The 18,609-nt window shown below is 62.4% G+C and carries 19 protein-coding genes and 1 pseudogene; 10 read left to right on the top strand and 10 right to left on the bottom strand.

Annotation, left to right across the window (positions count from 1 at the left end):
* Positions 1-32: 32 nt before the first annotated feature.
* Both ACF8Q6_RS20995 and ACF8Q6_RS21000 read right to left on the bottom strand, forming a co-directional pair.
* Positions 33-1,172, bottom strand: coding sequence for an MFS transporter (locus tag ACF8Q6_RS20995; RefSeq protein ID WP_392491961.1), 1,140 nt, complete (start codon positions 1,170-1,172; stop codon positions 33-35).
* 110 nt (positions 1,173-1,282) lie between these two features.
* On the bottom strand, positions 1,283-2,776 hold the full coding sequence (locus ACF8Q6_RS21000; RefSeq protein ID WP_010955785.1) for an aldehyde dehydrogenase: 1,494 nt from the start codon (positions 2,774-2,776) through the stop codon (positions 1,283-1,285).
* Positions 2,777-2,972: 196 nt separating this feature from the next.
* Here ACF8Q6_RS21000 and ACF8Q6_RS21005 point away from each other — a divergent pair, with 196 nt between their 5' ends.
* Positions 2,973-3,332 (top strand): cupin domain-containing protein, encoded by a 360-nt coding sequence (locus tag ACF8Q6_RS21005; protein WP_003258971.1) that lies wholly within the window; start codon positions 2,973-2,975, stop codon positions 3,330-3,332.
* Positions 3,333-3,427: 95 nt separating this feature from the next.
* Positions 3,428-3,631, top strand: coding sequence for a hypothetical protein (locus ACF8Q6_RS21010; protein ID WP_020190325.1), 204 nt, complete (start codon positions 3,428-3,430; stop codon positions 3,629-3,631).
* 66 nt (positions 3,632-3,697) lie between these two features.
* On the opposite strand, the gene rpmG is transcribed toward ACF8Q6_RS21010, so the two are convergent.
* Both rpmG and rpmB read right to left on the bottom strand, forming a co-directional pair.
* Positions 3,698-3,853 (bottom strand): 50S ribosomal protein L33, encoded by a 156-nt coding sequence (gene rpmG / locus ACF8Q6_RS21015; protein ID WP_003253507.1) that lies wholly within the window; start codon positions 3,851-3,853, stop codon positions 3,698-3,700.
* A gap of 11 nt (positions 3,854-3,864) precedes the next feature.
* Positions 3,865-4,101 (bottom strand): 50S ribosomal protein L28, encoded by a 237-nt coding sequence (rpmB, locus tag ACF8Q6_RS21020; RefSeq protein ID WP_003253504.1) that lies wholly within the window; start codon positions 4,099-4,101, stop codon positions 3,865-3,867.
* 361 nt (positions 4,102-4,462) lie between these two features.
* Between rpmB and ACF8Q6_RS21025 the strand changes: the two genes are divergently transcribed.
* On the top strand, positions 4,463-6,052 hold the full coding sequence (locus ACF8Q6_RS21025) for an ABC transporter substrate-binding protein (protein WP_392491962.1): 1,590 nt from the start codon (positions 4,463-4,465) through the stop codon (positions 6,050-6,052).
* Between the two features lie 133 nt (positions 6,053-6,185).
* On the opposite strand, the gene radC is transcribed toward ACF8Q6_RS21025, so the two are convergent.
* A complete protein-coding gene (gene radC / locus ACF8Q6_RS21030; RefSeq protein WP_392490223.1) occupies positions 6,186-6,866 on the bottom strand; it encodes a DNA repair protein RadC in 681 nt (226 codons plus the stop codon).
* 126 nt (positions 6,867-6,992) lie between these two features.
* Between radC and coaBC the strand changes: the two genes are divergently transcribed.
* The 4 genes and pseudogenes from coaBC to argB all read left to right on the top strand — a co-directional run bounded on the left by coaBC (position 6,993) and on the right by argB (position 11,113).
* Positions 6,993-8,204, top strand: a complete 1,212-nt coding sequence (gene coaBC / locus ACF8Q6_RS21035; RefSeq protein WP_003253409.1) for a bifunctional phosphopantothenoylcysteine decarboxylase/phosphopantothenate--cysteine ligase CoaBC — start codon at positions 6,993-6,995, stop codon at positions 8,202-8,204.
* 5 nt (positions 8,205-8,209) lie between these two features.
* Complete coding sequence (gene dut, locus ACF8Q6_RS21040; protein WP_003253408.1) at positions 8,210-8,665, top strand: dUTP diphosphatase; 456 nt, start codon at positions 8,210-8,212, stop codon at positions 8,663-8,665.
* A gap of 144 nt (positions 8,666-8,809) precedes the next feature.
* A pseudogene (locus tag ACF8Q6_RS21045) lies at positions 8,810-10,177 on the top strand (phosphomannomutase/phosphoglucomutase); the annotation flags it as partial.
* 30 nt (positions 10,178-10,207) lie between these two features.
* On the top strand, positions 10,208-11,113 hold the full coding sequence (gene argB / locus ACF8Q6_RS21050; RefSeq protein ID WP_004575216.1) for an acetylglutamate kinase: 906 nt from the start codon (positions 10,208-10,210) through the stop codon (positions 11,111-11,113).
* A gap of 159 nt (positions 11,114-11,272) precedes the next feature.
* Here argB and pyrE read toward each other — a convergent pair whose 3' ends face one another.
* Positions 11,273-11,914 carry an orotate phosphoribosyltransferase gene (gene pyrE / locus ACF8Q6_RS21055; RefSeq protein ID WP_003253405.1) on the bottom strand — a complete coding sequence of 214 codons (642 nt, stop codon included), beginning with the start codon at positions 11,912-11,914 and terminating at the stop codon, positions 11,273-11,275.
* Between the two features lie 80 nt (positions 11,915-11,994).
* Here pyrE and ACF8Q6_RS21060 point away from each other — a divergent pair, with 80 nt between their 5' ends.
* Positions 11,995-12,774, top strand: a complete 780-nt coding sequence (locus ACF8Q6_RS21060) for an exodeoxyribonuclease III (protein WP_003253401.1) — start codon at positions 11,995-11,997, stop codon at positions 12,772-12,774.
* Between the two features lie 33 nt (positions 12,775-12,807).
* Here ACF8Q6_RS21060 and ACF8Q6_RS21065 read toward each other — a convergent pair whose 3' ends face one another.
* Positions 12,808-13,176, bottom strand: a complete 369-nt coding sequence (locus tag ACF8Q6_RS21065; protein ID WP_003253399.1) for a DUF4870 domain-containing protein — start codon at positions 13,174-13,176, stop codon at positions 12,808-12,810.
* A 23-nt stretch (positions 13,177-13,199) separates the two neighbouring features.
* Positions 13,200-13,922 (bottom strand): ribonuclease PH, encoded by a 723-nt coding sequence (gene rph / locus ACF8Q6_RS21070; protein WP_003253397.1) that lies wholly within the window; start codon positions 13,920-13,922, stop codon positions 13,200-13,202.
* A gap of 228 nt (positions 13,923-14,150) precedes the next feature.
* Between rph and ACF8Q6_RS21075 the strand changes: the two genes are divergently transcribed.
* Together ACF8Q6_RS21075 and gmk are read left to right on the top strand one after the other, a co-directional pair.
* Complete coding sequence (locus ACF8Q6_RS21075; protein ID WP_019752794.1) at positions 14,151-15,014, top strand: YicC/YloC family endoribonuclease; 864 nt, start codon at positions 14,151-14,153, stop codon at positions 15,012-15,014.
* Between the two features lie 13 nt (positions 15,015-15,027).
* Entirely contained in the window at positions 15,028-15,648 is a 621-nt protein-coding gene (gmk, locus tag ACF8Q6_RS21080) for a guanylate kinase (RefSeq protein WP_004575215.1), read from the top strand.
* Between the two features lie 528 nt (positions 15,649-16,176).
* On the opposite strand, the gene ACF8Q6_RS21085 is transcribed toward gmk, so the two are convergent.
* Positions 16,177-17,718 (bottom strand): APC family permease, encoded by a 1,542-nt coding sequence (locus ACF8Q6_RS21085; protein ID WP_003253391.1) that lies wholly within the window; start codon positions 17,716-17,718, stop codon positions 16,177-16,179.
* A 119-nt stretch (positions 17,719-17,837) separates the two neighbouring features.
* The gene (locus ACF8Q6_RS21090) at positions 17,838-18,605 is read right to left on the bottom strand and encodes a gamma-glutamyl-gamma-aminobutyrate hydrolase family protein (RefSeq protein WP_012054103.1); all 768 of its coding nucleotides are present in this window, start codon (positions 18,603-18,605) and stop codon (positions 17,838-17,840) included.
* Positions 18,606-18,609: the final 4 nt, after the last annotated feature.

The following is an 18,609-nucleotide window of genomic DNA, read 5'->3' on the forward strand; positions in this document are numbered from 1 at the left end:
GATTCCGTGGGCCTTGCGGCCCCCAACAATCATCAGGCAGAAACCGGCTCAAAGGCTCCGCGCCGCCGGGTCAATACCACCAACCCCGCAGCCCCGGCCGCCATCAGGAACAGCAATGCATGCCCGCTGACCCACTGGCTCCCCGCCCCCGCCAACAACGGCCCGAGCAAACAGCCAATACCCCACAGCTGAGCCACGTGGGCATTGGCCCGTACCAACTCATCATCGCGGTAGCGCTCACCGATCAGCACCAGCGACAAGGTGAACAGGCCGCCGGCACTGGCGCCGAACAACACCCACAATGGCCAGATAACCGGTGTGTGCAACAGCAGCGGGATCGCCAGGCTGGACACCAGCAGGGTTACCGCGCAGCCAGTGAACAAGGTACGTCGCGACATATGGTCGGCCAGCGCGCCGATGGGCAACTGCAGCACCGCATCACCCACCACCACGGTACTCACCATGAACAAGGCGATTTCGGTACTGAAGCCCTGCTGCAGGCAATACACCGGCAGCAAGGTGAGGATCATCGCCTCGAACGAGGCGAACAGGGCAATGGCCCAGGCAATTACCGGCAAGCGTCGGCAGAAAGCGAACAGGTCGCCAAAGGTGACACTGCAGGCTTCCGTGCTCGGCGCCCCACCACGCCCCAGCAGAACCAGCGGCGCGGCCAGCAGCAGGCCGGTCGCCGCCCAGAAGCCGAAGTCGTCATCAGAGCCGAGGAAACCCAGCACCAACGGCCCGGCCAACTGGCTCAGGGCGTAGCTGCTGCCATACAGCGCCACCAACCGGCCACGCCACTGTTCGACCACCAGTTGGTTGATCCAGCTTTCGCCAAGGATGAACACCACGGTCAGGGACATGCCGATCATCAGCCGCAGCAGCAGCCATAACGGGTAACTGGGCAGCAGCGCGAGCAGGCCAATCGACAGCGCCCCGCCCCACAGGCACAGGCGCATCGCCGACGGTACGCCAACCCACCCTGCCAGGCGGCTGGCCAGGCTGGCGCCGGCCAGTACGCCCAACGCCGGCATTGCCGCCATCACGCCGATGGCGAAGCTGCCGTAGCCCCAGGCCTCCAGGCGCAGGGACACCAGCGGCATGCTCACGCCGAGCGCCAGCCCGACACTGAGCACCGATGCCAGTACGGCGAAGTAGGTACCCCAACGCATTGCAGCCTCCCAGCCAATATTTCCAGGGGCCCATTTGCGGGCAAGCCCGCTCCTGCATCGGTCGCGAAGACCTGCAGGAGCGGGCTTGCCCGCGAAAAGGACCTACCGGGTTACAGCTTGATCCAGGTCGCCTTCAGCTCGGTGTACTTCTCCAGTGCGTGCAGCGACTTGTCACGGCCGTTGCCCGACTGTTTGAAGCCACCGAACGGCGCGGTCATGTCGCCACCATCGTACTGGTTGACCCAGACGCTGCCCGCACGCACGGCACGGGCGGTCTTGTGGGCCTTGGAAATGTCCGAGGTCCAGATACCGGCTGCCAGGCCATACGGGGTGTCGTTGGCAATGGCCACGGCTTCTTCGGCGGTGTCGAAGGCAATCACCGACAGCACCGGGCCGAAGATTTCTTCCTGGGCAATGCGCATGGCATTAGTCACGCCGTCGAAGATGGTCGGCTCGACGTAGGTGCCGCCGGTCTCTTCCAGGGTGCGCTTGCCGCCGGCCAGCAGCTTGGCGCCGTCCTTGTGGCCAGCCTCGATGTACGACAGTACGGTGTTCATCTGCTGGGTATCGACCAAGGCACCGACAGTAGTCTGCGGGTCCAGCGGGTTGCCTGGCTTCCAGCCTTTCAGGGCCTCTACCACCATCGGCAGGAACTTGTCCTTGATCGAACGCTCGACCAGCAGTCGGGAACCTGCAGTGCACACTTCGCCCTGGTTGAAGGCGATGGCGCTGGCGGCGGCTTCGGCGGCAGCTTGCAGGTCCGGGGCGTCGGCAAAGACGATGTTCGGGCTCTTGCCACCGGCTTCCAGCCAGATGCGCTTCATGTTCGACTCGCCCGCGTAAACCATCAGCTGCTTGGCGATCTTGGTCGAACCGGTGAACACCAGGGTATCGACGTCCATGTGCAGGGCCAGTGCCTTGCCCACGGTGTGGCCATAGCCTGGCAGCACGTTCAGCACGCCAGCCGGGATACCGGCTTCGATTGCCAGTTGGGCGATGCGGATGGCAGTCAGCGGCGATTTTTCGGACGGCTTGAGCACGACCGAGTTACCGGTGGCCAACGCCGGGCCGAGCTTCCAGCAGGCCATCAGCAGCGGGAAGTTCCAAGGTACGATGGCACCGACCACACCTACCGGCTCGCGGGTAACCAGGCCAAGCTGGTCATGCGGGGTCGGGGCAACTTCGTCGTAGACCTTGTCGATGGCTTCGGCAGTCCAGTGGATGGCTTGGGCCGCACCAGGGATGTCGATGCTGGAGGAGTCGCCAATCGGCTTGCCCATGTCCAGCGTTTCCAGCAGCGCCAGCTCTTCGACGTTCTTGCGCAGCAGGTCGGCGAAGCGGATCAGCTTGGCCTTGCGCTTGGCCGGGGCCAGCTGCGACCACACGCCGGAGTTGAAGGTGGCACGGGCGTTTTCAACAGCGCGGTTGGCATCGGCCAGGTCGCAGCTGGCAACCTTGGCCAGGAAGCGTCCGTCGACCGGGCTCAGGCACTCGAAGGTTTCACCGGATACGGCATCGGTGTATTCGCCGTTGATGAAGGCACGGCCTTCGATCTTCAGTTGCTGGGCACGTTGTTCCCAGTCCGCACGGGTCAGGGTGGTCATACGAAACTCCTCCTCTTGTTTAGGTGCAACGCCGCACTGAGGACTCACAGGCGTTGTCAGAATTCTGGCCGGGCGCCACGCGCACACTGGCAAGCGATACCCTAAACCAGCCGGGGTAAACTATCAATATATTTGACACGAGAGGCTCAAAAGCCTACTGATGTTCATTTTATTAAACAACAACAGGAGCCGAACCATGAGCATTGATAGCATCATCGACTTCGCCCAGGTCATCACCGAGGCCGAACGCTACCGCCCGGCTGCAGAGAAAATCCTCAAGGGCGAGCCGGACCAGGCGGTCTACAACCATTATTCCAGCCCGTGCGGGCAGTTTGCCGCTGGCGTATGGGAAGGTGAGGTGGGCCAGTGGACAGTGAACTACACGGAGCACGAATACTGCGAGATCGTCCAGGGCGTTTCGGTGCTGCGCGACCAGGACGGTGGGGCGAAAACCCTGCGTGCCGGCGATCGGTTCGTCATCCCCGCCGGCTTCAAAGGCACTTGGGAGGTGCTGGAGCCGTGCCGCAAGATCTATGTGATGTTCGAGCAGAAATAACCACAGAAGTATCTATGTAGCGCAGGCAGTGCGCAGGCATGCGTGAGGATGGCCCTGCCCATGTCGGGCCATCCAACTTCAACAGGAAGAACGCCATGACCAACGAAGAAGTGCTGCGAACCCTTGCCCACCTGGTCGGCACCCCTTACGCGCCAGCGCTCAAAGACACCATCCGCACCCTCACCGGCCGCACCCGGGTGGTCGGCCCAAACGAGATGTGCACCCGCGAGTACGACGTCGAGCGCATCCAGATCAAGGCCGGTGCCGACCTGCTGATCCAGGGCTTCGACTTCAACTGACCCTGCAACAGCCAAAAAAAAACCCGCATCCGAAAGGAGGCGGGTTTTTTTCAGGTCGCCGATCAATTACTTGATCTTGGCTTCCTTGTACACCACGTGCTTGCGAACAACCGGATCATATTTCTTGATCTCGATTTTGTCCGGGGTGGTGCGCTTGTTCTTGTCGGTGGTGTAGAAGTGGCCGGTGCCGGCACTCGAAACCAGACGGATCAATTCACGCATGATGCTCTCCCTTAAACCTTGGCGCCAGCTTTACGGATGTCAACCAGAACGGCGTCGATGCCGCGCTTGTCGATGATACGCATGCCTTTGGCGGAAACGCGCAGACGCACGAAACGCTTCTCGGATTCAACCCAGAAACGGTGGTGCTGCAGGTTCGGCAGGAAACGACGACGGGTTTTGTTGTTTGCGTGGGAAATGTTGTTCCCGGTTACTGGACCCTTACCAGTAACTTGACAGACTCTCGACATGACTCAGCCCTCTAAAACCACATGCCCAACCCGGCATGGGTTGGCCGCTTAATCTCTCAGTCTTTGGCGCCTGAGCGCCGTGATTCTGGAGGCCTTATCGACCGGATCCGCTTATGCGACAGGCCGAGCCCCTAGAAAAGAGCGCTGCTTTATACCAGAAAGACTTGGCTGCAACAACAGTAGATGCACATTACCGCTAGCCAGAACGCGCCGGGCCAGCATAGCGGCAGGCCCCGCCAGTCGTCGACCGCTCGTCGCAAGATTTGCAAAAAAGGGTGTGGTCATTTGCCGGCGGGCGCACTAGGGTAAGCCTTTTCCAGACTGCACTGGCAGATGGGCCACTGACAGCCAAGGAGCCACCATGCGTGTCGCCGCACTTTCCTTATTGTTCACCACCCTGTTCGCCACTGGCGCTGCCCAGGCCGCTCCGCTGAGCGTTTGCAGCGAGGCCAGCCCCGAAGGTTTCGACGTGGTGCAGTACAACTCGCTCACCACCACCAACGCCACCGCCGACGTGCTGATGAACCGCCTGGTGGAGTTCGATGCGGCGCAAGGCAAGGTGGTGCCGAGCCTGGCGACCAGCTGGACGGTATCGGCCGACGGCCTGGTGTATGACTTCACCCTGCGCGATGACGTCAAGTTTCACAGCACCCCCTACTTCAAGCCAAGCCGCAAGCTGAATGCCGACGACGTGCTGTTCAGCTTCCAGCGCATGCTCTACCCGGCCCATGCCTGGCACAAGACTGCGCCGGGCGGCTACCCGCATGCCCAATCGCTGCAGCTGGGCAGCCTGATCAAGGCGATCGAGGCACCGTCGCCGAACACCGTGCGCTTCACCCTCAGCCACCCGGACGCCACCTTCCTGGCCACCCTGAGCATGGGCTTCGCCTCGATCTACTCCGCCGAATACGCCGACAAGCTGCTCAAGGCCGGCACACCGGAAAAGCTCAACAACCAACCGATCGGCACCGGGCCGTTCGTGTTCCAGCGTTTCCAGAAAGACGCCGTGGTGCGCTACCGCGCCAACCCGGACTACTTCGCCGGCAAGCCGGCGGTCGACCCGCTGATCTTCGCCATCACCACCGATGCCAACGTGCGCCTGCAGAAGCTCAAGCGTGGCGAGTGCCAGGTTGCCCTGTCGCCCAAGCCGTTGGACATTGCCGAAGCGGGCAAGGACGGTAACCTCAAGGTGGCCACCACCCCGGCATTCATGACTGCCTTCGTCGCCATCAACAGCCAGCACCCGCCGCTGGACAAGCCGGAAGTGCGCCAGGCGATCAACCTGGCTTTCGACAGGCAGGCCTACCTCAAGGCCGTGTTCGAAGACTCTGCGGTGGCTGCCAACGGCCCCTACCCGCCTAATACCTGGAGCTACGCCAAGGACCTGCCCGGCTACCCGCTGGACCTGAAGAAAGCCAAGGCCCTGCTGACCAAGGCCGGGCTGGCCGAAGGCTTCAGTACCACCATCTGGACCCGTCCCTCGGGAAGCCTGCTCAACCCCAACCCCAGCCTTGGCGCGCAGATGCTGCAAGCCGACCTGGCGAAGATTGGCGTGAAAGCGGAGATCCGCGTGATCGAGTGGGGCGAACTGATACGCCGCGCCAAGGCTGGCGAGCATGACTTGCTGTTCATGGGCTGGGCGGGCGACAACGGCGACCCGGACAACTTCCTCAGCCCGCAGTTTTCCTGCGCGGCGGTCGAGTCAGGGACCAACTTCGCACGCTTCTGCGACAGCCGCCTCGACCAGCTGATCAGCGCCGGGCGCACCACCAACGACCAGAGCGTGCGCAGCCGGCTGTACCAGCAGGCGCAGACACTGATCCAGCAGCAGGCGCTGTGGGTGCCACTGGCGCACCCGACGGCGGCGACCTTGCTGCGCCAAGGCGTCGAGGGGTACCAGGTGAGCCCGTTCGGGCGGCTGGATTTCAGCAAGGTGACGGTGACCAAGTAAGCCTGTACCGGCCTCTTCGCGGGTGAACCCGCTCCTACAGGACAGCGCCAGCCTGGCAGTTGACGCTACCCCTGTAGGAGCGGGTTCACCCGCGAAAGGGCCGACACTGGCGGCACAAGTTCCACAGGCTTCTTCAGACCACAATCCACCCATGCTCGACCATCGACAACGGCTCCCCATCACCAATGATGATGTGATCCAGCACCCGCACATCGATCAACGCCAGCCCCCGCTTCAACGACAGGGTCAAATGCACATCGTCCTGACTCGGTTCACTGATTCCTGAAGGATGGTTGTGGCACAGGATCAATGCCGCAGCGTTGTGCACCAGCGCCCGCCGCACCACCTCTCGCGGATAGACACTCGCCCGATCTATCGTGCCCCTGAACAGGATCTCGAATGCCAGTGGCCGGTGCTTGGTATCGAGAAACAGACACCCGAACACCTCGCTGGCCTCATGCCTGAGCATGGCTTTCAAGTAGCGTCGCACCGCTGCCGGGCTGTCCATGGCAGACTCCCGCTCAATCGACGTTGCAAGGTGCCTGCGGCCGATCTCAAGCAGTGCCTGCAGCTGGCTGTACCTCACCGGGCCCAACCCGAGCTCGCCGACGAAGGCCTCGCGGTCGGCCTCCAGCAACCGGCGCAAGCTGCCGAACTTCACCAACAAGCCTCGCGATAGCTCCACGACATTGCGCCCACGTATGCCTGAGCCGAGAAAAACGGCCAGCAGCTCCGTATCTGTCAGGCTCCCTGCCCCGCGCTGCAACAACTTCTCCCTAGGCCGTTCTTGCGCCGGCCACTCCCTGATGTTCATTCCGCCCCTGCCTTTGCTGCGGCCCATTTCGGCCCTGTGTTAATCTATTTCGCCTCGTACATGCGACGTTCCGCCGCAGGCATTTTCAAACGTCGCCGCCCGCTCTCACTGGAAAAAGGCAAGCCTATGCAGCGGCTGTATCGCAAGCGCATCGTTCTCGGCGTGGGTGGCGGCATTGCCGCCTACAAAAGCGCCGAGCTGATTCGCCGTCTCCTCGAGCACGGCGCGCAGGTGCGCGTCGTCATGACACGGGGTGGTGCCGAATTCATCACCCCGCTGACCCTGCAGGCGCTGTCGGGCCACCCCGTGCACATGGACCTGCTCGACCCGGCCGCCGAAGCAGCCATGGGCCATATCGAACTGGCCAAGTGGGCGGACCTGGTGTTGATCGCCCCAGCCACCGCCGACCTCATGGCACGCATGGCCCAGGGCATGGCAGACGACCTGCTGACTACGCTGGTGCTGGCCACTGACGCCACCGTCGCCGTGGCGCCGGCGATGAACCAGGCCATGTGGCGCGACCCGGCCACCCAGGCCAACCTCGAGCTGCTCAAGAGCCGTGGCATTCAGGTGTTCGGCCCGGCATCCGGCAGCCAGGCCTGTGGCGACGTCGGCCTGGGGCGCATGCTAGAAGCCACCGACCTGGCCTGGTGCGCCGCGGAAAGCTTCAAGCGCCAGGCACTGACCGGCAAGCACGTGCTGATCACCGCCGGGCCGACCCAGGAAAACATCGACCCGGTGCGCTACATCACCAATCATAGCTCCGGCAAGATGGGCTTCGCCCTGGCCGAAGCGGCCGCCGAAGCAGGGGCTCGGGTGACCCTCGTCACGGGCCCTGTGCACTTGCCGACCCCTGACCGGGTCAGCCGCATCGACGTCGTCAGCGCGCGAGACATGCTCGCGGCCTGTGAAGCGGCCATGCCGTGCGACCTGTTCATTGCCTCGGCAGCGGTTGCGGACTACCGCCCCGAAGTCGTTGCCACACAAAAACTGAAGAAAGATCCTACGACCGGCGACGGCATGCTGCTGCAGATGGTGCGTAATCCCGATATCCTTGCCACCATTGCTGGCCGCGCCGACCGCCCGTTCAGCGTCGGCTTTGCCGCCGAAACCGAGCACCTGCTCGATTACGCCACGCGCAAGCTCAAGGACAAGAACCTCGACCTGATCGTCGCCAATGATGTGGCCAACCCCAGCATCGGCTTCAACAGCGAAGAAAACGCCTTGACCGTGATCGACCGCCAGCAGCACCAGACCCTCTTCGCGCAGACCAGCAAGGGCAAGATCGCCCGGCAACTGGTCGCCTTCATCGCCGAACGGCTTAACCAGGTTCAATAAGTTACATGCACGCTCTTCAAGCCAAGATCCTCGACCCACGCCTGGGCAGCGAATTCCCGCTACCCGCGTACGCTACCCCCGGCTCCGCCGGCCTCGACCTGCGCGCTCTGCTCAAGGAAGACACCCTCCTCGAACCGGGCCAGACCATCCTGATTCCTACCGGCCTGTCGATCTACATCGGCGACCCGGGTCTGGCAGCAGTCATCCTGCCGCGCTCGGGCCTGGGCCATAAGCACGGCATCGTGCTGGGCAACCTGGTCGGCCTGATCGATTCGGACTACCAGGGCGAGCTGATGGTGTCGTGCTGGAACCGCGGCAACACGCCGTTCACCATCGCGGTTGGCGAGCGCATCGCCCAGCTGGTGCTGGTACCGGTGGTGCAGGCTCACTTCGACATCGTCGAAGCATTCGACGAAAGCCAGCGTGGCGCTGGCGGCTTCGGCCACTCCGGCAGCCACTGAGCCGGCAAATGACCGTTCAGGCCAAGGATGGCGAACTCTCTGGCGAAACCACCGTCCAAGCGTTCAGTTTGCGCCTGCCCAGAAAGCCTTTGACTAATGGAGCTTCCAGAGATGAACGACATGGCCCACCTGGTCCCCGCCGCATTGCCCGACAGCATTTTCCGCGCATATGACATACGCGGCGTGGTCGGCAAGACCCTTCACGCCGAAACCGCCTACTGGATCGGCCGCGCCATCGGCGCGCAAAGCCTGGCCCAGGGCGAACCGCAGGTTTCGGTAGGGCGCGATGGCCGCCTGTCGGGCCCGATGCTGGTGGAACAGCTGATCAAAGGCCTGGTCGATGCGGGCTGCCACGTCAGCGACGTCGGTCTGGTGCCTACCCCGGCGCTGTACTACGCAGCCAACGTGCTGGCCGGAAAGTCCGGTGTGATGCTGACCGGCAGCCACAACCCTTCGGACTACAACGGTTTCAAGATCGTCATCGCCGGTGACACCTTGGCCAACGAACAGATCCAGGCCCTGCTGACCCGCCTGAAAACCAACGACCTGACCCTGGCCCAAGGCCGCGTGGAAAAGGTCGAGATCCTCGACCGCTACTTCCAGCAGATCGTCGGCGACGTAAAGCTGGCGAAAAAGCTCAAGGTGGTGGTGGACTGCGGCAACGGCGCCGCTGGCGTGATTGCACCGCAACTGATCGAAGCCCTGGGCTGCGAAGTGATCCCGCTGTTCTGCGAGGTCGACGGCAACTTCCCCAACCACCACCCGGACCCGGGCAAGCCGGAGAACCTCGAAGACCTGATCGCCAAGGTCAAGGAAACCGGTGCCGATATCGGCCTGGCCTTCGACGGTGACGGCGACCGCGTTGGCGTGGTGACCAACACCGGCAGCATCGTCTACCCCGACCGCCTGCTGATGCTGTTTGCCCAGGACGTGCTGTCGCGCAACCCGGGCGCCGAGATCATCTTCGACGTCAAATGCACCCGCCGCCTGACCCCGCTGATCGAACAGCACGGTGGCAGCGCCTTGATGTGGAAAACCGGCCATTCGCTGATCAAGAAAAAGATGAAGCAGACCGGTTCGCTGCTGGCAGGCGAGATGAGCGGTCACATCTTCATCAAGGAACGTTGGTACGGTTTTGACGACGGTATCTACAGCGCTGCGCGCCTGCTGGAGATCCTCAGCAAGACCGAGCAGAGCGCCGAAAACCTGTTTGCCGCCTTCCCGAACGATATTTCCACGCCGGAAATCAATATTGATGTGACCGACGAGGGTAAATTCAGCATCATTGATGCACTGCAACGCGACGCCGACTGGGGCGAAGCCAACCTGACCACCATCGACGGTGTGCGGGTCGACTACGCCAACGGCTGGGGCCTGGTACGCGCCTCCAACACCACCCCGGTGCTGGTGCTGCGTTTCGAGGCCGACAGCGACGCCGAATTGCAACGTATCAAGGATGTTTTCCGCACCCAGTTGCTGCGGGTAGAGCCTGAGCTGCAACTGCCGTTCTGACCGACTATCTGTTCCTTACAGGAGCCCTGCATGACCCTCGATCGCGATGCCGCTTCCCATGTAGCCGAGGTTTTGTCCGAAGCACTGCCTTACATCCGCCGCTTTGTCGGCAAGACCCTGGTGATCAAGTACGGCGGCAACGCGATGGAGAGCGAGGAGCTCAAGACGGGCTTCGCCCGTGACATCGTGCTGATGAAGGCTGTGGGCATCAACCCGGTGGTGGTCCACGGCGGTGGCCCGCAGATCGGCGACCTGCTCAAGCGCTTGTCGATCGAGAGCCACTTCATCGACGGCATGCGCGTCACCGACTCGGCGACCATGGACGTGGTGGAGATGGTGCTGGGTGGCCAGGTCAACAAAGACATCGTCAACCTGATCAACCGCCACGGCGGCAGCGCCATCGGCCTGACCGGCAAGGACGCCGAGCTGATCCGCGCCCGCAAGCTGACCGTCAGCCGCCAGACACCAGAGATGACCACCCCGGAAATCATCGACATCGGTCACGTCGGTGAAGTGGTGAGCGTGAACACCGACCTGTTGAACATGCTGGTGAAGGGCGACTTCATCCCGGTCATCGCGCCAATCGGCGTGGGTGCCAACGGTGAGTCGTACAACATCAACGCCGACCTGGTGGCGGGCAAGGTGGCCGAAGCGCTGAAGGCCGAGAAGCTGATGCTGCTGACCAACATCGCCGGCCTGATGGACAAGCAGGGTCAGGTGTTGACGGGCCTGACCACCGAGCAGGTCAACGAACTGATCGCTGACGGCACCATTTATGGCGGCATGCTGCCGAAGATCAAGTGCGCGCTGGATGCGGTGCAGGGCGGCGTGAACAGCTCGCACATCATTGATGGCCGCGTGCCGAATGCAGTGCTGCTGGAGATTTTCACCGACAGCGGCGTGGGCACCCTGATTACCAACCGCAAGCCGCGCTGATTGATCGGCTAGCTTGCACTGGCCTCTTCGCGGGTAAACCCGCTCCTACAAAGGAAATCCCCGTGTAGGAGCGGGATTACCCGCGAAAGGGCCAGATCAGGCGGCACAAAAAAAGGCGACCCTCTGAAGAAGGTCGCCTTTTTCATTCCTAGGCCAGGATCAGATCCCGTACTGCGCCCGATAGGCCTCCACAGCCGGCAGGTGCTGCTTCAACTGTGGATCGTCAGCCAGGAACTCCAGCACCTGGGTCAGCGAAACAATGCTGACCACCGGGATACCGAAGTCGCGTTCCACTTCCTGAATCGCCGACAGTTCGCCATTGCCGCGCTCTTCACGGTTCAGCGCAATCAGTACACCAGCGGCCTTGGCCTGCTGGGCGTTGATGATCTGCATGACTTCACGAATGGCGGTACCGGCGGTAATCACGTCGTCGATGATCAGCACGTCACCGGCCAGCGGCGCGCCGACCAGGCTGCCACCTTCGCCGTGGTCCTTGGCTTCCTTGCGGTTGAAGCACCATGGCACGTCGAGCTGATGCTGGTCGGCAAGGGCCACGGCGGTAGTCGCCGCCAAAGGGATACCTTTGTAGGCCGGGCCGAACAGCACATCGAAGGGGATTTTGCTGTCGACGATGGCGGCGGCGTAGCAACGGCCTAGTTCAGCCAGGGCGGAACCGGTGTTGAACAGGCCGGCATTGAAGAAATACGGGCTGGTACGCCCCGATTTCAGGGTGAATTCACCGAAACGCAGTACCCCGCGATCGATGGCAAAACGGATAAAGTCGCGCTGATACGGCTGCATGAATAGTCCCGGACACCACGGATTTAGCTAAATGGGTTGAGCTCGGGTATCATACACGCACGAGATTTATGGGGCCATTTATGCGGATCATCAGTGTGAACGTAAATGGCATTCAGGCTGCGGCCGAGCGTGGTTTGCTCAGCTGGCTGCAAGCCCAGAATGCCGACGTCATCTGCCTTCAGGATACCCGCGCCTCGGCCTTTGAACTCGACGACCCAGCTTTCCAGCTCGATGGCTATTTCCTTTATGCCTGCGACGCGGAGGTGCCTGCCCAAGGTGGTGTGGCCCTTTACTCGCGCATGCAGCCCAAGGCAGTCATCACCGGCCTGGGCTTCGAGACAGCCGACCGCTACGGGCGTTACCTGCAAGCAGATTTCGACAAAGTCAGTATTGCCAGCCTGCTGCTGCCTTCGGGCATGAACGGCGACGAAGACTTGAACCAGAAGTTCAAGTTGATGGACGACTTCGCCAAGTACCTGGACAAGCAGCGTCGCAAGCGTCGCGAATACATCTATTGCGGCTCGTTCTACGTGGCGCAGCAGAAGCTCGACATCAAAAACTGGCGTGACAGCCAGCAGTCGCCAGGCTTCCTGGCGCCAGAACGCGCCTGGATGGATGCAATCACTGGCGAGATGGGGTATGTCGATGCCTTGCGCGAAGTCAGCCGTGAAGGCGACCAGTACAGCTGGTGGCCAGACAACGAGCAGGCCGAGATGCTCAACCTGGGCTACCGGTTCGACTACCAGATTCTCACCCCGGGCCTGCGCCGCTTTGTACGCAACGCTCGCCTGCCGCGTCAGCCACGCTTCTCCCAGCATGCGCCGCTGATCGTCGACTATGACTGGACGCTGACCATCTAAACGGCCATTGGGGCTGCGTTGCAGCCCCAATGGCTATTTGATCGGCCGCCAGATCATCGGGTAGCGATAAGGCTTGCCCTCATTCGCCCGCACCGCCGCAATGATGATCAATATCATCACTGCCACCGTGAGCATGGCAAACAGCACCAGCCCGATAAACACGAACATCAGCAGAAAGCAGATGAACCCGGCAATGGTCACGCTGATTTGAAAGTTCAGCGCCTCTTTGCCCTGGGCGTCGATAAAAGGGTCTTGCTCGCGCTTGAGGTGCCATAGCACCAGCGGGCCCAGCAGGTGCCCGAGCGGCACTACCAGGCCCAACAGCGCGGAGAGGTGGCAGAACATCGCCCATTGCCGGATTTCGGCATTGGGCGGGGTGATCGACAGGTTCGAATCGCTCATGCCCCGCACCTCCGTGGCTGGCTTCAGTCAGCCAGTGCTGCCTGCTGCAGCTCGAAAATCTCGTTCATGCCCTTCTGCGCCAGAGCGAGCATGGCGTTGAAATCTTCCGGCTGGAACGGTGCGCCTTCGGCAGTACCCTGCACTTCGATGAAACCACCAGCGCTGGTCATGACCACATTCAGGTCGGTTTCGGCTGCGGAGTCTTCCAGGTAGTCCAGGTCGAGCACCGCTTCGCCCTGGTACATGCCGACAGATACCGCTGCGATCATGTGCTTGAGCGGGTTGCCGCCCTTGAGGCCGCCGCGCTTCTTGATCACTGCCAAAGCGTCGCACAAGGCAACCATGGCGCCGGTGATGGACGCGGTACGGGTACCGCCATCGGCCTGGATCACGTCGCAATCGACGTACAGGGTGATGTCACCGAGCTTGCTCATGTCCAGCGCGGCGCGCAGCGAACGGCCGATCAGGCGCTGGATTTCCAGGGTGCGGCCACCCTGCTTGCCACGGCTGGCCTCACGCTGGTTACGTTCGCCGGTGGAGCGCGGCAGCATGCCATACTCGGCGGTCAGCCAGCCTTGGCCCTGGCCTTTGAGGAAGCGCGGTACACCGTTTTCAACGCTGACCGTGCAGATGACTTTGGTGTCACCGAACTCGACCAGTACCGACCCTTCGGCGTGCTTGGTGTAGTTGCGGGTGATGCGGATCGAGCGGAGCTGATCGGCAACGCGACCACTTGGACGTTTCATCTGGGATACCTGTACTGGGACTTTGAATCTGCCGAGCATTATAGAGCCCGCAGCCCGGGGAAGACATGCCTATTGTCGCGCCCGGCACAGCCCGTCGCCTTTTCCTACCGCAGTAGCCACCCGTCGGTAACATAGGCGGATTGGGCGCCACGGCGACACTGCGCTACAATCCTGCGCCTTGCAGCCGAGAGGCTCCCACCGTTCATTCATCTACGCGAGGTACTCCCCATGGTGCACAGCATGACCGCTTTTGCTCGTGTCGAGCGCGCCGGCAGCCAAGGCACCCTGGTCTGGGAGCTGCGTTCGGTCAACCACCGTTACCTGGAGCCGCACCTGCGCCTGCCCGAGGCCCTGCGCGACCTCGAAGGCGGTGTACGTGAAGGCCTGCGCCAGGGCCTGTCACGCGGCAAGGTGGAATGCACCTTGCGCCTCAACGAAGACAGTAATGGCAAACCGCTGAAAGTGGACCATGAGCGCGCCGCGCAACTGGTTGCCGCCGCCGAGGAAGTGGCCAGCCTGATCAAGCAGCCTGCCCCCCTGAACCCGCTGGAAGTGCTGTCATGGCCAGGCGTGCTGGTGGCCGACACCAGCGACCCACAGGCACTGAACGCCGAAGCCATGGCGCTGTTCGACGAAGCGTTGGCCGAACTCAAGGCCGGGCGCCAGCGCGAAGGCCAGGAACTGGCGCGGCTGATCAACGAACGCCTGGACAACATGGCCAGCGAAGTCACGACCCTGCGCGCCCTGGTGCCGCAGATGCTGGCGGCGCAGCGGCAGAAGATTCTCGACCGCTTCGGCGACATGCAAGCCGAGCTGGACCCACAGCGCCTGGAGCAAGAGATGGTACTGCTGGCCCAGAAAAGCGACGTGGCAGAGGAACTCGACCGCCTCAGCACCCACGTCACCGAAGTGCGCCGCGTGCTCAAGGGTGGCGGCGCCGCTGGCCGGCGCCTGGACTTCCTGATGCAGGAGCTCAACCGCGAGGCCAACACCCTTGGCTCCAAGGCCTTCGACCCACGCAGCACGCAAGCGGCGGTCAACCTGAAGGTACTGATCGAACAGATGCGTGAACAAGTACAGAACATCGAGTAAGGCCACCCCGACCATGAACCACAGCAGCGGCACCCTCTACATCGTTTCGGCCCCCTCGGGTGCCGGCAAGACCAGCCTGGTCACCGCCCTGACCAAAGACGACCAGCAGATTCGCGTCTCGGTCTCGCACACTACCCGCGCCATGCGCCCGGGCGAGCAGCACGGGGTGAACTATCACTTCGTCGTCCACGAGGAGTTCAAGACGCTGATCGCGCAAGGAGACTTTCTGGAGCATGCCGAAGTGTTCGGCAACTTCTACGGTACTTCGCGCAGCGCGCTGCAGCACACCCTGGACCAAGGCTACGACCTGATCCTGGAAATCGACTGGCAAGGTGCCCAGCAAGTGCGCAAGCTGATGCCAGAGGCGCTGTCGGTGTTCATCCTGCCTCCAAGTCAGGAGGCGCTTCGCCACCGCCTGGACGGACGCGGGCAGGACAGCGAAGAGATCATTGCCGGGCGCATGAAGGAAGCGGTCAGCGAGATGGTGCACTACGACGAGTATGACTACGTGATCATCAATGATGATTTCGACGCGGCGCTGGCAGACTTGAAAGCGGTGTTCCGCTCGAATCGGCTGCTGTTGAAGAAGCAGCAGCAGCGTCATGCGGCGCTGCTGAAGCAAATGATCGGCTAAAGATCGATGGGGGCTGCATTGCAGCCCTTCGCGGGCACGCCCGCTCCCACGGGTTAATCACTGCCTTGAGGCTTGTGCCGCACCTTTGGGAGCAACTGTCTTGCTCAATTTCTAAAAGCTGGCGCGATCCGAGTGGGAGCGGCCTTGTGTCGCGAAAGGGCCGCGAAGCGGCCCCCGCATTATTTGCATCGACGCTGAAATCCCGGGGCTGCTGTGCAGCCTTTTCGCGACACAAGGCCGCTCCCACAAGGACTGCGCCAGGCTTTAGATGTGGACGGCGACTTTTAGGGCTTCCAGCGCCGGTTCGACCCTGATGCCCAGCACTGCCGCCAGTCCATTACCCGTGCCAGGTCCTGCTGCCCCACCATGACCATCTACAGTTCATACCTGTAGGAAACAACGGCGACCCTAGGGTTGATGGGTGGGCTTGCGGTGATGATGTTTCTCGATACCGCGCTGGGCTGAGGCTGAGCACCGGCCTGTGGGAGCGGGCGTGCCCGCGAAGGGCCGCAGAGCGGCCCCATTGGTTTATTCCTGCAGTGGCAAGGTAGCCTGCTGACGCAGGGTAGCCCCGAGGAAGTACGCCGGCGCACGCATGCGCGACAGCATCATCAGGCCGATACCAAGCACCGAGATGATCGCGGCAATCACGAACACCAGCCCCAGACCGCCCACATGCGAGCCGCTGCCGAAGTCCGGCGACGCACTGTCGATGGCGGTACGCACGAAGATCACCGACAAGATCACCCCACCCACCAGCGGGCACAGGCCGCGCATGATGAAGTGGCGCAGGCTGTCGAACAGGCTGCCGCGGAAATACCAGACGCAGGCAAATGCGGTCAGCGAATAGTAGAAGCAGATCATCATGCCCAATGCCGTGATGGTATCTGCCAGCACGTTCTCGCTCAGCGTACGCATGGTCACGTAGAACAGGCCTGCGGCCAGGCCGGCGCAGATGGTGGCATAGCGCGGCGTTTGCGAGCGCGGGCAGACGCTGGCGAACTTCTGCGGCACCGCGCCGTAATAACCCATGGCCAACAGGGTGCGCGCCGGCGCCACGAAGGTGGACTGCAGCGACGCCGCCGTACTGGCCAGCACAGCGATGGACATCAGGATCGCCAGCGGCCCCATGACCGGGCCGGCCAGGTGGGCAAAGACGTTCTCCTGGATGCGCGGGTTGTTCAGGCCCAGGCCCGTTTCACTGATACCGGCAAACTGCAGGGTGGCGATGGCAGTGAACAGGTACAGGCCGAGAATCAACATCACGGTCCAGGTAGCGGCCTTGCCCGGCACCTCTTCGCTGCCCACCGATTCTTCACTGACGGTCAGGCAAGTGTCCCAGCCCCAGAAGATGAAGATCGACAGTGACAGGCCAGCGGCAAAGGCCGAGAACGACTCGACACCGAACGGGTTGAACCAGGCGAAATCGAACGCCAGCGGTGGCGGCGCGGTGGTGCCGCCGAAAGCGGCGAAAGCAAAGCCGATCAACACCAGCAACTGCAGGGCCACCAAGCCGTACTGCACAGTCATTGTGGTGGCGATACCCCGACAGCAGATCCACACTGCCAAACCAATGAACACGCAACAGGTAACGATGTTGATCAACAGGTTGTCGGCCAACGCTGCCAGCTCATGCTTGCCGGTGATCTGGCCAAGGAACAGGTAGAAGAAGTCCACCGCCACACCTGCCAGGTTCGACAGCACGATCGTGGTGGCAACCACCAGTCCCCAGCCGCCGATCCAGCCGATCATCGGGCCGAATGCACGCGCCGACCAGGTAAACGAAGTACCGCTGTCCGGCTCCGCCGAGTTCAGCTCGCGATAGCCCAGGGCAACCAGCAGCATCGGCAGGAAGCCCACGATGAACACGGCCGGCAGGTGGGCGCCCACCTCACGCACGGTAGGGCCAAGGGCCCCAGTCAGGGTATAGACCGGGGCGATGGTGGAAATGCCCAGCACCACGCTGGCCAGCAGGCCCAAGCGGCCCTTGGCCAGGCCTTTGCTGCGCTGAGTGTTGCCCGCGTCGGCCGCCACATCGGGTGGGCGGCCGGCTTCTGTGTAATTGCTCATGAGTATTTGCCGTAAATTTTGGAATTGTTTTAACAAGCCTTGGGTACAAGGCTCGCTTTCACTCATTGAAAGCTTGCTATCGGGGACGAGTCATCCGAGACCTTCGGCTGACGTCAGAATCATTCCTGCCGTGAGCCCTCCCGTGCTGCGTAGGCATTGCAGGCCTCGCGAAACGCCTGAAACAGACGCAGCGAAACCGGGTTTTCGTTGAAGCGCCACTCCGGGTGCCACTGCACCCCGAGCACAAAGCCCGGTGCCGCAGGCATGGACACCGCCTCGATCAGGCCATCCGGGGCCCGTGCCTCGACGCGCAGGCCTGGGGCCAGACGGTCGATGCCCTGGCTGTGCAGCGAATTGACCTCGAACTGCGCCGCCAGGCCCAGGCGCTCGAACAACCCGCCAGGCTCGATACTGACCGAGTGACGAGGGCTGTATTGCACCTCCAGGGGGGCATCCTCGGGTTCGCGGTGGTCAAGGTAGCCTGGCAGCTCCTGCACACGCTGGTGCAGGCTGCCGCCAAGGGCCACGTTCAGCTCCTGGTAGCCTCGGCAGATGCAGAATACGGGCACACCGACGGCAATGGCTGCCTGCAGCAGCGGCAGGGTCAGGCGATCACGCGCCAGATCATGCCGGGTACCCGCCACACTGGGGGCGCCATTGTAATGATGCGGCTCGATATTTGAAGGCGAGCCGGTAAAAACAATGCCGTGCAGGCGGGCCAGCAGCGCTTGCGTGTCGCTGCCGCCATCACGGGCCGGCAAGATCAGTGGCAAGCCGGCAAAGCCGGCTGCCTCGACATACTTGTCGCCGACCGTGTGCGAGGAGTTCTTCCCTACCTGCTGACGGCAGGCGCTGACACCGATCAAAGGGACCGCATTTGCGCTCATGGGG

Origin of the sequence: Pseudomonas sp. GLN_2 (genome assembly GCF_043106005.1) — a bacterium.
GTDB lineage: Bacteria > Pseudomonadota > Gammaproteobacteria > Pseudomonadales > Pseudomonadaceae > Aquipseudomonas > Aquipseudomonas alloputida.

Excerpts from the sequence above, each read along its gene's own strand:
- ACF8Q6_RS20995 (WP_392491961.1), bottom strand. The coding sequence starts at position 1,172 with ATGCGTTGGGGTACCTACTTCGCCGTACTGGCATCGGTGCTCAGTGTC.
- ACF8Q6_RS21000 (WP_010955785.1), bottom strand. The coding sequence starts at position 2,776 with ATGACCACCCTGACCCGTGCGGACTGGGAACAACGTGCCCAGCAACTG.
- ACF8Q6_RS21005 (WP_003258971.1), top strand. The coding sequence starts at position 2,973 with ATGAGCATTGATAGCATCATCGACTTCGCCCAGGTCATCACCGAGGCC.
- ACF8Q6_RS21010 (WP_020190325.1), top strand. The coding sequence starts at position 3,428 with ATGACCAACGAAGAAGTGCTGCGAACCCTTGCCCACCTGGTCGGCACC.
- rpmG (WP_003253507.1), bottom strand. The coding sequence starts at position 3,853 with ATGCGTGAATTGATCCGTCTGGTTTCGAGTGCCGGCACCGGCCACTTC.
- rpmB (WP_003253504.1), bottom strand. The coding sequence starts at position 4,101 with ATGTCGAGAGTCTGTCAAGTTACTGGTAAGGGTCCAGTAACCGGGAAC.
- ACF8Q6_RS21025 (WP_392491962.1), top strand. The coding sequence starts at position 4,463 with ATGCGTGTCGCCGCACTTTCCTTATTGTTCACCACCCTGTTCGCCACT.
- radC (WP_392490223.1), bottom strand. The coding sequence starts at position 6,866 with ATGAACATCAGGGAGTGGCCGGCGCAAGAACGGCCTAGGGAGAAGTTG.
- coaBC (WP_003253409.1), top strand. The coding sequence starts at position 6,993 with ATGCAGCGGCTGTATCGCAAGCGCATCGTTCTCGGCGTGGGTGGCGGC.
- dut (WP_003253408.1), top strand. The coding sequence starts at position 8,210 with ATGCACGCTCTTCAAGCCAAGATCCTCGACCCACGCCTGGGCAGCGAA.
- argB (WP_004575216.1), top strand. The coding sequence starts at position 10,208 with ATGACCCTCGATCGCGATGCCGCTTCCCATGTAGCCGAGGTTTTGTCC.
- pyrE (WP_003253405.1), bottom strand. The coding sequence starts at position 11,914 with ATGCAGCCGTATCAGCGCGACTTTATCCGTTTTGCCATCGATCGCGGG.
- ACF8Q6_RS21060 (WP_003253401.1), top strand. The coding sequence starts at position 11,995 with ATGCGGATCATCAGTGTGAACGTAAATGGCATTCAGGCTGCGGCCGAG.
- ACF8Q6_RS21065 (WP_003253399.1), bottom strand. The coding sequence starts at position 13,176 with ATGAGCGATTCGAACCTGTCGATCACCCCGCCCAATGCCGAAATCCGG.
- rph (WP_003253397.1), bottom strand. The coding sequence starts at position 13,922 with ATGAAACGTCCAAGTGGTCGCGTTGCCGATCAGCTCCGCTCGATCCGC.
- ACF8Q6_RS21075 (WP_019752794.1), top strand. The coding sequence starts at position 14,151 with ATGGTGCACAGCATGACCGCTTTTGCTCGTGTCGAGCGCGCCGGCAGC.
- gmk (WP_004575215.1), top strand. The coding sequence starts at position 15,028 with ATGAACCACAGCAGCGGCACCCTCTACATCGTTTCGGCCCCCTCGGGT.
- ACF8Q6_RS21085 (WP_003253391.1), bottom strand. The coding sequence starts at position 17,718 with ATGAGCAATTACACAGAAGCCGGCCGCCCACCCGATGTGGCGGCCGAC.
- ACF8Q6_RS21090 (WP_012054103.1), bottom strand. The coding sequence starts at position 18,605 with ATGAGCGCAAATGCGGTCCCTTTGATCGGTGTCAGCGCCTGCCGTCAG.